12 protein-coding genes and 1 rRNA gene are annotated in these 12,697 nt (G+C 34.3%); 9 read left to right on the top strand and 4 right to left on the bottom strand.

The features are described 5' to 3' along the window. Window positions 1-183: 183 nt before the first annotated feature. A 5S ribosomal RNA gene (gene rrf, locus G551_RS0110160) occupies window positions 184-292 on the top strand. A gap of 253 nt (window positions 293-545) precedes the next feature. On the opposite strand, the gene G551_RS0110150 is transcribed toward rrf, so the two are convergent. After that, window positions 546-908, bottom strand: coding sequence for a DUF779 domain-containing protein (locus tag G551_RS0110150; RefSeq protein WP_027885483.1), 363 nt, complete (start codon window positions 906-908; stop codon window positions 546-548). Beyond that, on the bottom strand, window positions 908-2,431 hold the full coding sequence (gene exaC, locus G551_RS0110145) for an acetaldehyde dehydrogenase ExaC (protein ID WP_027885482.1): 1,524 nt from the start codon (window positions 2,429-2,431) through the stop codon (window positions 908-910). Before exaC ends, G551_RS0110150 begins: the two co-directional genes overlap by 1 nt. 185 nt (window positions 2,432-2,616) lie before the next feature. Between exaC and G551_RS0110140 the strand changes: the two genes are divergently transcribed. Next, entirely contained in the window at window positions 2,617-3,519 is a 903-nt protein-coding gene (locus G551_RS0110140; RefSeq protein ID WP_036243665.1) for an AraC family transcriptional regulator, read from the top strand. A gap of 4 nt (window positions 3,520-3,523) precedes the next feature. Here G551_RS0110140 and G551_RS0110135 read toward each other — a convergent pair whose 3' ends face one another. After that, on the bottom strand, window positions 3,524-6,157 hold the full coding sequence (locus G551_RS0110135) for a valine--tRNA ligase (protein WP_027885480.1): 2,634 nt from the start codon (window positions 6,155-6,157) through the stop codon (window positions 3,524-3,526). A 133-nt stretch (window positions 6,158-6,290) separates the two neighbouring features. Here G551_RS0110135 and G551_RS0110130 point away from each other — a divergent pair, with 133 nt between their 5' ends. The 3 genes from G551_RS0110130 (at window position 6,291) to murB (ending at window position 9,018) form a co-directional block, all read left to right on the top strand. Then, complete coding sequence (locus G551_RS0110130; protein WP_027885479.1) at window positions 6,291-6,683, top strand: DUF1573 domain-containing protein; 393 nt, start codon at window positions 6,291-6,293, stop codon at window positions 6,681-6,683. A gap of 125 nt (window positions 6,684-6,808) precedes the next feature. Beyond that, window positions 6,809-8,005, top strand: a complete 1,197-nt coding sequence (locus G551_RS0110125) for a pyridoxal phosphate-dependent aminotransferase (RefSeq protein WP_027885478.1) — start codon at window positions 6,809-6,811, stop codon at window positions 8,003-8,005. After that, a complete protein-coding gene (gene murB, locus G551_RS0110120) occupies window positions 8,002-9,018 on the top strand; it encodes a UDP-N-acetylmuramate dehydrogenase (RefSeq protein WP_027885477.1) in 1,017 nt (338 codons plus the stop codon). Before G551_RS0110125 ends, murB begins: the two co-directional genes overlap by 4 nt. A gap of 72 nt (window positions 9,019-9,090) precedes the next feature. Here the strand turns inward: murB and G551_RS15665 are convergent, their stop codons facing one another. Further along, window positions 9,091-9,729 carry a fasciclin domain-containing protein gene (locus G551_RS15665; protein WP_051191361.1) on the bottom strand — a complete coding sequence of 213 codons (639 nt, stop codon included), beginning with the start codon at window positions 9,727-9,729 and terminating at the stop codon, window positions 9,091-9,093. 148 nt (window positions 9,730-9,877) lie between these two features. Here G551_RS15665 and G551_RS0110110 point away from each other — a divergent pair, with 148 nt between their 5' ends. From G551_RS0110110 to lipA, 4 genes are all read left to right on the top strand, one after another. Beyond that, complete coding sequence (locus G551_RS0110110) at window positions 9,878-10,081, top strand: hypothetical protein (RefSeq protein WP_027885476.1); 204 nt, start codon at window positions 9,878-9,880, stop codon at window positions 10,079-10,081. 9 nt (window positions 10,082-10,090) lie between these two features. After that, window positions 10,091-11,194, top strand: a complete 1,104-nt coding sequence (locus G551_RS0110105; protein WP_027885475.1) for a glycosyltransferase — start codon at window positions 10,091-10,093, stop codon at window positions 11,192-11,194. Beyond that, the gene (locus G551_RS0110100) at window positions 11,191-11,745 is read left to right on the top strand and encodes an RNA polymerase sigma factor (RefSeq protein ID WP_156876779.1); all 555 of its coding nucleotides are present in this window, start codon (window positions 11,191-11,193) and stop codon (window positions 11,743-11,745) included. The genes G551_RS0110105 and G551_RS0110100 overlap by 4 nt, the downstream gene beginning before the upstream one ends. Before the next feature lie 79 nt (window positions 11,746-11,824). Beyond that, window positions 11,825-12,697 carry a lipoyl synthase gene (gene lipA, locus G551_RS0110095; RefSeq protein ID WP_027885473.1) on the top strand — a complete coding sequence of 291 codons (873 nt, stop codon included), beginning with the start codon at window positions 11,825-11,827 and terminating at the stop codon, window positions 12,695-12,697.

The raw sequence follows: 12,697 nt of genomic DNA, 5'->3' as shown, positions 1-12,697 counted from the left end.
TGTAAAGGCAGTAATGTCATAGCCGAGTAGTACTAATAACCCGTATAGCTTATGCAAGTGCCCTGATTAAGTTCAGGGCACGAAAAATACCTCAATTGATATTTATTCTAGCTCTTTTGTAAACTTTATTTTTGTTTTAATATGTTAACTTATTAGTGTTTGATTTAGATCAAACCGACGATTTAAGGTGGTTATAGCAACGAGGCTCACCTCTTCCCATTCCGAACAGAGAAGTTAAGCTCGTTAGCGCAGATGGTACTGCTAACTGTGGGAGAGTATGTCGCCGCCTTCTTTATAAAAGCCCTTTATCTTATGATAAAGGGCTTTTTTTTATGACCAAAAATCAAGGAATTACCCCCACGTTAGGGATAGCGCTTTTCGACTACGCTCAAAACAAACTAATTGATTATCCTCTTTTATATTAATAAAACAAAAGGCGTGTAGCCATCGCACTAACCTACCCATAGGGAAACGCCATAGAAATACCATGATGTATTTCAATTTTAAAATAAAAAACTCGACCAAATTTGATCGAGTTTTCTTTTTTAAATAGGTTTTAAATTAAATTTTTGGTCTTCGTTATATAATTTTGATTTTATAATAAACCGAATACCTAATGGAATTTCTAATGAAAAGCTTGAACCTCTACCTTGAGTAATATCTACGGTGAGTTGTGTATGTTTCCAATATTCATACTGGTCTTTTGATATATAAAATTTACAGTTGGCGATTTCTCCTAATAAAATATCTGAATTATCTAACATTAATTCTCCTTTAGGAAAACACATAGGAGAAGAGCCATCGCAACATCCTCCGCTTTGGTGAAACATAAGTTCTCCATGTTTTTGCTGAAGTTGTTCGATGACTTCTCTTGCTTTATCTGTGACTTTAACTCGAGGAGTTTCCATTAAAAGAATCCTAGTTTTTTCTTATCGTATGAAATAAGCATATTCTTAGTCTGTCTGTAATGATCTAACATCATTTTGTGATTTTCACGACCAATACCAGATTTCTTATAACCTCCGAACGGAGCATGTGCAGGATAATTATGATAGCAATTTACCCAAACACGACCAGCTTTAATTGCTCTGGAGATTTGATAAGCCTGATGTGTATCTCTTGTCCAAACACCGGCGCCAAGACCATATAAGGTATCGTTAGCGATCTCGATGGCTTCTTTTTCATCTTTAAAAGTTGTAACACAAACTACCGGTCCAAATATTTCTTCTTGGAATACTCTCATTTTGTTATTCCCTTTCAAAATGGTTGGTTTAATATAATAACCACCATCTAAACCTTCGTTATAGGCAGCTTCACCACCTGCAAGAACTTCACAGCCTTCTTCTTTACCAATTTCAATGTAATTTAATATTTTTTCATATTGATCATTAGAAGCTTGAGCTCCCATCATGGTGTTAGGATCTAAAGGATGGCCTAATTTTATTGCGTTTGTGCGTTCAACTACGCGTTCCATAAATTTTTCGTAGATGCTTTCTTGAACTAAAATTCGACTCGGACACGTACAAACTTCACCCTGATTTAAAGCAAACATTACTGCTCCTTCAATACACTTATCAAAATACTCGTCATCGGCATCCATAATACTTTCAAAGAATACGTTTGGTGACTTTCCTCCTAATTCTAATGTCACCGGAATAATATTTTTTGATGCATATTGCATAATTAATTGTCCGGTAGTCGTTTCTCCAGTAAATGCAATTTTATCGATTCTTGGATTTGAGGCTAATGGTTTACCCGCTTCAACACCAAAACCGTTGACGATATTTAAAACTCCATCAGGTAAAATACCTTCGATCATTTCCATAAGTACTAAAATACCAACAGGAGTTTGTTCCGCAGGTTTAAGAACCACACAATTTCCAGCGGCAAGCGCCGGAGCTAACTTCCAAGCTGCCATTAGGATTGGAAAGTTCCAGGGGATAATTTGACCTACAACGCCTAAAGGTTCTGGTACATTTAACGAAACCGTATTCGCATCTAATTCTGCCACAGAACCTTCTTCTGCTCTAATTACTCCGGCAAAATATCTAAAGTGGTCGATCGCTAAAGGCATATCTGCAGCCATTGTTTCTCTTACAGCTTTACCATTATCCCAAGTTTCTGCTCTTGCCAAAGCTTCTAGATTATTCTCCATAACATCGGCAATTTTTAATAGTAAATTGCTTCGATGTGCGGCTGCAGAATTATTCCATTCTGGTGCGGCAGCCCAAGCAGCATCTAAGGCTTTTTCTATATCTTCTTCAGTTGAACGAGGTATTTTTGTAAAGCTTTTTCCGTCTACCGGAGAAATGTTTTCAAAATATTCTCCTTTGGTAGGAGCGGTCCATTTTCCGCCAATAAAATTTTCATATTGACTTTTGAACTCAGGCTTTTTAATTTCTGATTGAGTGGTTGTGGCTGTATTACTCATAACTTTAAATTTTAATTAGGTTGTTGATTCTCAAAGTTATATTGAACTTCTCTCGAATTTTTGAACAATTCTACTAATATGATGAACAATTCTATTAATTATTATTAAAGTGATAAAATATGTATTATATTTATAGGTATTACTTAATATAGTAGTTGTGTAGTTATCATTTTAATAATTATATTATGTTATCTAAACGTTTTTTTGAAGAAAGATCTTTGCAGGATATGGTAGAAAACCAAACTACTTACACGATGAATAGTGCTGCGATGCATGTTTTTGAAACGCATAAAAGAGCAGAACAGGTATTGTTAAAATTCGATCAACCGGTATTGGCAAGTATGTTGGAAGGAAAAAAGATCATGCATTTACGCGATAGCCAATCTTTTGATTTTTTACCGGGAGAATCTTTAGTTTTACCGGCAGAAGAGATTATGCGAATTGATTTTCCTGAAGCAAAAGAAAAAAATCCTACGCGTTGTTTAGCGATGGCTATTTCTGAAGATAAAATTAAGCAAACGCTTCATTTAATGAATGAGAAACTCCCGAAGTTTGATGAGCGAGATTGGAGTTTGATGGATTATAATTTTCATTTTAGTAACGATCGAGAAATTTTTCAGATTATACAGCGACTGTTGTATTTGTTTACTGAAAATCATCCTTCTAAAGATCTATTTGTAGATAATATGTTGCAAGAGTTGGTGATTCGTGTGCTGCAAACCAATTCTAAGAAAGCCTATTTAGAAAATTCAGCTCAATTTCAGCAGAGTAGCCGTTTGCGTTATGTGATTGAATTTATTCGGAAGAATATTCATCAAAATATATGTATTGAAGAATTAAGCAATAAAGCTTATATGAGCGAATCTAATTTTTATCGCGTGTTTAAAAATGAAATGGGAATTTCTCCGGTTGAATTTATTAATGAAGAACGCATCAAATTAGCCACAGAACTTTTAAAAGAAAGTGACCGTAAGATCAAAGACGTGTTTATGGAATGTGGTTTTGAGAGTCGATCTTATTTTAATAGAGTTTTTAAGAAAATAAAAAAAATTTCGCCTGGGAAATACCAAGCGAAATTTTATAACTAAGCAATTATTGAAGACTTGCTAAACTTTGTTCGATCGCTTCAATTTTTGCTTCGGCATCGGCTTTCTTTTGTTTTTCCATCGCGACAACTTTTTCTGGAGCATTATTTACAAAACGCTCGTTAGAAAGTTTTTTCTCGACAGATTTTAAGAAACCTTGATTGTATTTTAATTCTTCTTTTAGCTTTTCAATTTCAGCTTCAACATCTACTGCGCCTTCCATCGGAATAAAATATTCATTCGATTTTACTCGATAAGAAATTGCATTTTCTTGTTGTTCTGTTACGTAATTGATTGCTGAAATATTTCCGAGTTTAGCAATAACAGAATCATAATCTTCTTTCAGCTTTTCATTATTAATTACGCTAAGTTCTATCGTATCTTTAAATGAAATATTCTTGTCTTTTCTAATTGTTCGAATACCCGAAATAATATCTTTCACCATTTCAAAATCGGCGATAAATTCTTGATCGAATTCAGTTTGTGCTGGCCAAGTTGAAATAATTAGCGCATCTTCACTGCTTCTTTCAGTAATATTTTGCCAAATTTCTTCGGTTAAGAATGGCATAAATGGATGCAATATTTTTAAATTATCTTCTAACAACGAGATCACTTCATCTAAAGTTTTGGCATCGATCGCTTCACCATAAGGAGGTTTAACCATTTCTAATAACCAAGAACAATAGTCGTCCCAAATTAACTTATAAGTGGCCATTAAAGCATCAGAAATTCTGTATTTAGAAAAATGATCTTCAATTTCTACCAATGTTTTCTGGAAGGTATTTTTATACCAATCGATCGCAATTTTTGCCGATTGCGGTTGTTCTTTATTTTTATCTACATCCCAACCTTTTACGAGACGAAATGCATTCCAGATTTTGTTACCAAAACCTTTACCTTGTTGGCAAAGTGCCTCGTCGAACATGAGATCGTTTCCGGCAGCGTTACTTAATAAAAGTCCAACACGAACTCCGTCTGCACTAAAATCTTCGATAAGTTTTAAAGCGTCGGGTGAATTTCCTAAAGATTTTGACATTTTACGACGTTGCTTATCACGCACCAATCCGGTTAAATACACATTATTGAATGGTTTTTTGCCGGTATATTCGTAACCTGCAATAATCATTCTGGCAACCCAGAAAAATAAAATATCGGGTCCGGTAACTAAATCGTTTGTCGGATAGTAATACTTAAATTCTTTGTTGTCAGGATTATTAATTCCGTCGAAAACGCTCATTGGCCATAGCCAAGAAGAGAACCACGTATCTAACGCATCATTATCTTGTTTTAAATCTTCAGTAGTAAGATTTTTATTTCCAGATTTTTCGATGGCTAATTGTAAAGCTTCTTCAAGAGTTTCTGCGACTACAAAATCTTCTTTGCCGTTTCCGAAGTAATAGGCAGGAATACGATGTCCCCACCAAAGTTGGCGAGAAATATTCCAGTCACGAATGTTATTCATCCAATGACTGTACGTATTTTTAAATTTATCTGGGAAAAGTTTAACTTCTTCTGTTTCTAAAACCGCTTTAATAGCCGGTTTAGCTAAATCTTCCATCTTTAAGAACCATTGATCAGACATTTTAGGCTCAATGACTGCTTTTGTTCTTTCTGAAGTTCCTACTTTATTGGTGTGTTGTTCTGTTTTTACTAAAAAGCCTTTTTCTTCTAATTCTTTAGAAAATTCTTTACGCACTTGAAAACGATCTTTCCCTTGGTAATGAATACCATATTCATTTAAAGAAGCATCATCGTTAAAAATATCGATCACTTCTAGGTGATGCTTTTCACCTAAATTTTTATCGTTCTCGTCATGCGCCGGAGTTACTTTTAAGCAACCAGTACCAAACTCAAGATCTACATATTCATCTTCAATAATTGGGATCACACGATTTACGATCGGTACAATGGCTTTTTTACCTTTTAAATGCGTAAAACGCTCATCATTTGGGTTTATACAAATAGCGCTATCTCCAAAAATAGTTTCAGGTCGAGTAGTGGCAATAGTTAAGGTATCGTCGCAACCTTCAATTTTATAATTGATGTAATATAAATTTCCTTGTTTTTCTTCGTAGATTACTTCTTCATCAGAAAGCGTAGTTTTTGCTTCCGGATCCCAGTTTACCATTCGGTAACCGCGGTAAATTAAACCTTTGTTATATAGATCTACGAACGATTTAATTACTGAAGAATATAATTTTTCGTCTAAAGTAAATTTGGTTCGTTCCCAATCACAAGAAGCCCCCAGTTTCTTTAACTGATTTAAAATTACACCACCGTAATTGTCTGTCCACTCCCAAGCGTGTTTCATAAACTCTTCTCGAGAGATGGTATTTTTATCAATTCCTTCGGCTTTTAATTTCGCCACAACTTTAGCTTCGGTAGCAATAGAAGCGTGATCGGTACCCGGCACCCAACAAGCGTTGTAACCTTGTAAACGAGCTCTTCTAATTAATACATCTTGAATCGTGTTGTTAAGCATATGTCCCATATGTAAAACACCGGTCACGTTTGGCGGCGGAATTACAATGGTATATGGCTCTTTTTCATTAACTTCAGAATGAAAATAATTATTCTTCATCCAGTAGTCGTACCACTTATCTTCGATCTCTTTCGCGTTATATTTTGCAGCAATGGCCATGAATTGGTCTAATTTTTGAAATTGAAAGGCAAAAGTAGTTATATAAAGACTATTTTAAAAGATTATAATTTATTAATCTGCTATTTGTATAATGTGTATTTATCGTTTACATTAGTGGCTAAATTTAGAAATGATGAAAAACTTAATTGCATTTGCAGTTTTACTTTTTGTAGGTATTGCTGTTCAAGCTCAGGCTAAAATTGAATTTAAAGAAGAAACCGTAGATTACGGTGAAGTAGAATATGGTGGCGACGGTGTAAGAACGTTTGAATTAACCAACACCGGTAATGAACCTTTAGTAATTGAAAAAGCAACAGCAACTTGCGGTTGTACCGTACCAGAAAAACCTGAAGAGCCAATCGCTCCTGGTGAAACCGGAATTTTAAAAGTGAAGTATAACACTAAAAAAGTAGGTTATATTAGAAAAACAATTACCGTTTATTCTAATGCTGAAGGATCGCCACATGCGGTAAAAATTAAAGGAAAAGTTTTAGCGCAGGACACTAAAAGCGTTTTAGAAAAATAAACTTTTACTTTTTATAGAAAACATTAGCCGTTACAATTTGTAGCGGCTTTTTTTATGCAGATATCTTTTATGAAAAAGTATATTTTTATCGAATAATTTTGCAAATTTGCGTCAAAAATTAAATTATGCCTGCAATATCTTCAAAAGGGCTGGCAATGCCCCAATCACCGATTAGAAAATTAGTTCCTTATGCAGAAGCTGCAACCGAGCAAGGAAAAAAAATATACTATTTAAATATTGGTCAACCCGATATTAAAACTCCGGAAGTTGCTTTAGAAGCCGTAAAAAATAATGATCTAGAGATCGTTTCTTATAGCCATTCAGCAGGTTTTGCTTCCTATAGAACTAAATTAGCAGCTTACTACGAAAAGCAAGGTATTCCGGTAAATGCTGAAGATATTATTATTACTACAGGAGGTTCTGAAGCTTTACTTTTCACGATGGGAAGCATTGCAGATATGGGCGACGAAGTAATTATACCAGAGCCTTTTTATGCTAATTATAATGGTTTTGCTACTTCATCTGGCGTTACAGTAGTTCCTGTGACTGCTTCTTTCGATGATGGTTTTGCATTACCACCGGTAAGCGAATTTGAAAAGAGAATTACCGATAAAACCAAAGCAATTATTATTTGTAACCCGGGAAATCCTACCGGATATTTATATACTAAAGAAGAGATGCAGCAATTAGCGGCTTTAGCTAAAAAGCACGATCTGTTTTTAGTAGCAGACGAGGTTTACCGTGAATTTGCTTACGAAGGAAAAAAGCATTATTCCGTATTAAACCAAGAAGGAATTGAAGAGAACGCGATTATGATCGATTCAGTTTCTAAACGTTACAGTATGTGCGGAGCGAGAATTGGATGCGTGGTTTCTAAAAATAAAGAATTTATGGATGCGGCGATGAAGTTTGCACAAGCAAGATTAAGCCCGCCAACATTTGCACAAATTGCCAGTGAAGCTGCTTTAGATACGCCACAGTCTTATTTTGATGATGTTATTGAAGAATATGTAGATCGTCGAGATACATTAATTGAAGCTTTAGAAGAAATTGAAGGTGTAAAAGTAGCTACTCCAAACGGAGCTTTTTATTGTATTGCAGAATTACCGGTCGATGATGCTGAAGATTTTGCAAAGTGGTTATTAGAGAGTTTCGATTATAAAGGAGAAACGGTGATGATCGCTCCGGCTTCAGGATTTTATTCAACACCAAACTCTGGACTTAATCAAGTGAGGATTGCGTATGTATTGAAAAAAGAAAATCTTTTAACCGCTGTTGAAATTTTAAAAGAAGCTTTAAAAGCTTATAAAAATGAAAAATGAGACAAGAAAGAAATTTTTCATTAAAAAACTATAACACGTTTGGGATCGACGCAAAAGCAAAAACTTTTGTTGAAGTTTCTAACGAAGAAGAATTACAAGAAGTTCTGAAGCAAGTTTATGCTTCAGAACTTTTTATTTTAGGGGGCGGCAGCAATTGCTTGCTCACCAAAGATGTTGATGCGACTGTTTTGCATATCAATTTAAAAGGAAAGCAAGTTGTTAACGAAACCGAAGAGGAAGTTTTCTTAAAAGTGAATGCCGGTGAGAATTGGCACGAGTTTGTTTTGTTTTGTATTGAAAACAATTATGGAGGTGTTGAAAATCTATCGTTAATTCCCGGTAATGTAGGAACTTCACCCATTCAGAATATTGGTGCTTACGGAGTAGAATTAAAAGATGTATTTGCAGAATGTGAAGCGATTCACGTGCAAACTCTGGAAAAACGAACTTTTACCAAAGAAGATTGCCAGTTTGGTTACCGTAATTCTATTTTTAAAAACGAGGTAAAAGGGCAATACATTATTACTTCAGTAACCTTTCAGCTTACTAAGAAAGATCATCAATTAAAAACCGGTTACGGAGCTATATTAAACGAATTAGAAGCAAAAGGAATAAAAATTCCTACGATTAAAGATATTTCTGATGTGGTGATCGCTATTCGTGAGCAAAAGCTACCCAACCCCAAAGAGATTGGAAATAGCGGAAGCTTCTTTAAGAATCCGATTATTTCTGCTTCAGCATTTTCAGCATTAAAAGAAAAATTTCCAGAAGTTCCTTCTTATCAAATATCTAATGAAGAAGTGAAAGTGCCTGCCGGTTGGTTAATAGATCAAGCTGGTTTTAAAGGTTACCGAGATGGAGATGCCGGAGTACATAAAAATCAAGCATTGGTATTGGTAAATTATGGCGATGCGAGCGGAGAAGAAATTTTTGCTTTAGCAAAACATATTCAGCAAACTATTCAAGAAAAATTTGGTATCGAATTAGAAATGGAAGTGAATATTATTCAATAAAAAAAGCAGCCATTTCGGCTGCTTTTTCCCTAACTTAACTTAATCTAACTCAATAACTTTTACTTCTAAAAATTATTTTCTCATTAAAACAGTAGTAATTGAATGAATTACTCCGTTTTTACCTTTTTGATCTACGTTGGCGAGCATTGCTTTGTTACCTTTACCATCTGTAAAAACAACTTTATCGTTTTTATTGATGCTTGCTGTGATTTTACCATCGTTGGCAGTAGTTAATTCGTAAGATTTATTTTCACTTTCGTTAATTAAATCTTTCAATTTTTTAGAGTCTACAAATCCCGGAATAATGTGATAACTTAAGGCAGCTTCTAATTTCTTTGCGTTTTCAGGCTTCATTAAATTTTCTGTAGTGCCTTCCGGTAATTGTTTAAAAGCTTCATCTGTTGGAGCTAAAATAGTAAAAGGACCTTCACCTTTTATTTTTACCGTCATTCCTGCTTGTTCGATTGCTTTAACAAAGGTTGAAAGATTCTCTGCATTCATTGCAACATCGGCTAAATCCATCTCAGATGTTGAATTTGCTTCAGCTTCATCTGCATTCATAGTTTCTGATGTCGAATTATTTTCTTCCGAAGATGAAGACTCATTCATCTCTGTTGGGGTTTCATTATTTGTGTTTGCATCTTTGTTTTCTTCTTTACAAGCAAAAAAACTCATAGATACTAAACCTAAAATGACAAAAGATTTTTTCATAATTTATTTTTTGGTTTGTCTTACGAAGGTAATTTTAAACTCTTCTTTTTTAATAAATTACTGCTTAAAGTTTAGTTAAATAGTGTAAATGATTTATTAAGGTCTATTTTAATTTTACTGTGAAGCAAGAAAGTTTTATTTTTGCAGTATGAAACTAGTTTTTATTACCATAGCGTTATTAGCGATTGCATTTGCAGGAATTGCCATTAAGATTTGGGCAAAGAAAGACGGTAAATTTGCAGGAACTTGTGCAAGCCAAAATCCTTATTTAAACAAAGAAGGTGAACCTTGTAGTTTCTGCGGAAAAATGCCCGATGAAGTAGGAGATTGCGATAGTAAATCTAAAGCATAACTCCATTAAATGTTGCTCATCGTATTTTACTGCTTTGTTGCAGTTACGGCAATTAATGTATGTTATTACTTTTCTTTTTATAGCTTTTTATTCGCTAAGCCTAATTCTCATTTACAAGCCAAAGTAACTACGCCTATTTCTGTAATTATTTGTGCTAAAAATGAAGGGGAAAATCTACGAGAGAATTTACCAAAAATTTTAGCTCAAAAGTATTCTGAATTTGAACTGATCTTGATTAACGATGCTTCTTACGACGATACGCTAGAGGTGATGGAAAATTTTCAGCTTCGAGATTCTCGAATTGTAGTCGTAAATGTACAAAGCAATGAGCGTTTCTGGGGAAATAAAAAGTATGCCTTAACTTTAGGTATAAAAAAAGCCAACTATGAAAAATTGGTATTTACCGATGCCGATTGTTATCCCGCTTCAGAAAATTGGTTAGCAGAAATGGCGAATGGTTTCCAGCCAGAAAAAAGCATCGTTTTAGGTTATGGTGCTTACCAAACTGAAAAATCTTTCCTCAATAAACTTATTCGTTTTGAAACATTGTTAACTGCTTTGCAATATTTTTCTTCAGCCAAACGCGGAAGAGCTTATATGGGGGTTGGGCGAAACTTAGCTTATACTTCAGATGAATTTTATGAGAATAAAGGTTTTGTTTCTCATATGAGTATTCTTTCTGGCGACGACGATCTCTTTATTAATCAAATTGCGACTAAAAAAAATACTTCTATTGTCTATACGCCCGATAGTTTTACATTTAGTAAAGCTAAATCGAATTGGAAATCTTGGTTTGCACAAAAAAGACGACACGTATCTACGGCAAAATTTTATAAGAAAAAGCATCAACTTAAATTAGGACTCTTTTATGTAAGTCAGTTATCGTTTTGGTGTTTATTTTTCTTATTGATCTTTATTTTTGATTGGAAGTATGTGTTAGGTCTCTTCTTGTTAAGGACATTATTTTTATACCTCACTTATGCTAAAGCCACTAAAATTTTTAAAGAGAAAAATTTACTTTGGTTATTACCATTGCAAGATCTAACGCTTGTTCTCTCACAAATTAGTATCTTTATCTATAATTCAATCTCGAAACCCACACACTGGAAATGATCTCTGAGCAATTAGAAGAACAAATACAAAAAGCAAAAAAAGGAAACCAAATTGCCTACAAGTATTTGTTAGATCATTTTTGGCAACAAGTGTATAGTTTTCAGCTTAAAAGAACAAATGATGAATATGAAGCTGAAGAAATTACCGTGCAAACATTTTCTAAAGCCTTTGGAAAGCTAGAAACTTTTGATGTAGAATATAATTTTAAGACATGGTTAATTACCATTTCAAAGAATATTCATATCGATCTAATTAGAAAGAAAAATATTGAAACTACGCAAGTAGATGGTAAAGCAGAGAAGACTTTTGTAGATGAAACGCCTACTGCAGAAGACCGTTTGATCACCGAGCAGAACCTTTCAAGTTTATTAGATCATATAAAAAAATTAAAGCCGCATTACCAAGAGGTTATTCAGTTAAGGTATTTTCAAGAAATGAGCTACAAAGAAATTTCTGAACATATACAAGAACCTGTAAATAACGTAAAAGTCAAAATTTTAAGAGCTAAAAAGCTATTGGCAGAAAGCATCACAAATAAAAAATCTTCGTAAAGCGATACATAGAATCTATCGTAGAGCGTGCAATTAGCTCTACATTATTTTGTATCTTTGAACTTCTATAAATTTTATTATGGCAGTAGAAACCCTTACACCAGAAACTACAAAGAAAAAACCAAAATGGTTACGTGTAAAATTACCTACCGGTAAAAAATATACGAATCTTAGAAAGCTGGTAGATAAATACGATTTGCATACCATTTGTACTTCAGGAAGTTGCCCAAATATGGGCGAATGTTGGAGTGAAGGTACCGCAACTTTTATGATTTTAGGTAACGTTTGTACCCGTTCTTGTGGGTTTTGCGGGGTGAAGACCGGAAGACCGGAAACCGTTGACTGGGATGAGCCGGAAAAAGTAGCTCGTTCAATTAAATTGATGGATATTAAGCACGCGGTAGTTACCAGTGTAGATCGTGACGATTTAAAAGATATGGGTTCTATTATCTGGGCAGAAACGGTAAAAGCCATTCGCCGTATGAATCCTAATACGACTTTAGAAACTTTAATTCCCGATTTTCAAGGAGTTGAAAGGAATATCGATCGTATTGTTGAGGTCGCTCCAGAAGTGGTTTCTCATAATATGGAAACGGTAAAACGTCTTACCCGTGAAGTTCGTATACAAGCCAAATACGATAGAAGTTTAGCAGTTTTAGAATACTTAAAAAAACAAGGCATTAACAGAACAAAATCTGGAATTATGCTTGGTTTAGGTGAAAAAGAAGAAGAAGTGATTCAAACACTACACGATCTTAGAGCTGCAGATGTAGATGTGGTAACGATTGGGCAATATCTACAGCCGAGTAAAAAACATTTACCGGTACAACAATTTATTACTCCAGATCAATTTAAAAAATACGAAGAGATAGGTTTAGATTTAGGCTTTAGACATGTAGAAAGTAGCGCATTGGTTCGTTCTTCTTATAAAGCTCAAAAACACATTCACTAA

It is taken from the genome of Mesonia mobilis DSM 19841 (assembly GCF_000423405.1).
Classification (GTDB): domain Bacteria; phylum Bacteroidota; class Bacteroidia; order Flavobacteriales; family Flavobacteriaceae; genus Mesonia; species Mesonia mobilis.
The sequence above is the reverse complement of the archived record's forward strand: the minus strand, read 5'-3'. Positions and strand labels throughout refer to the sequence as shown.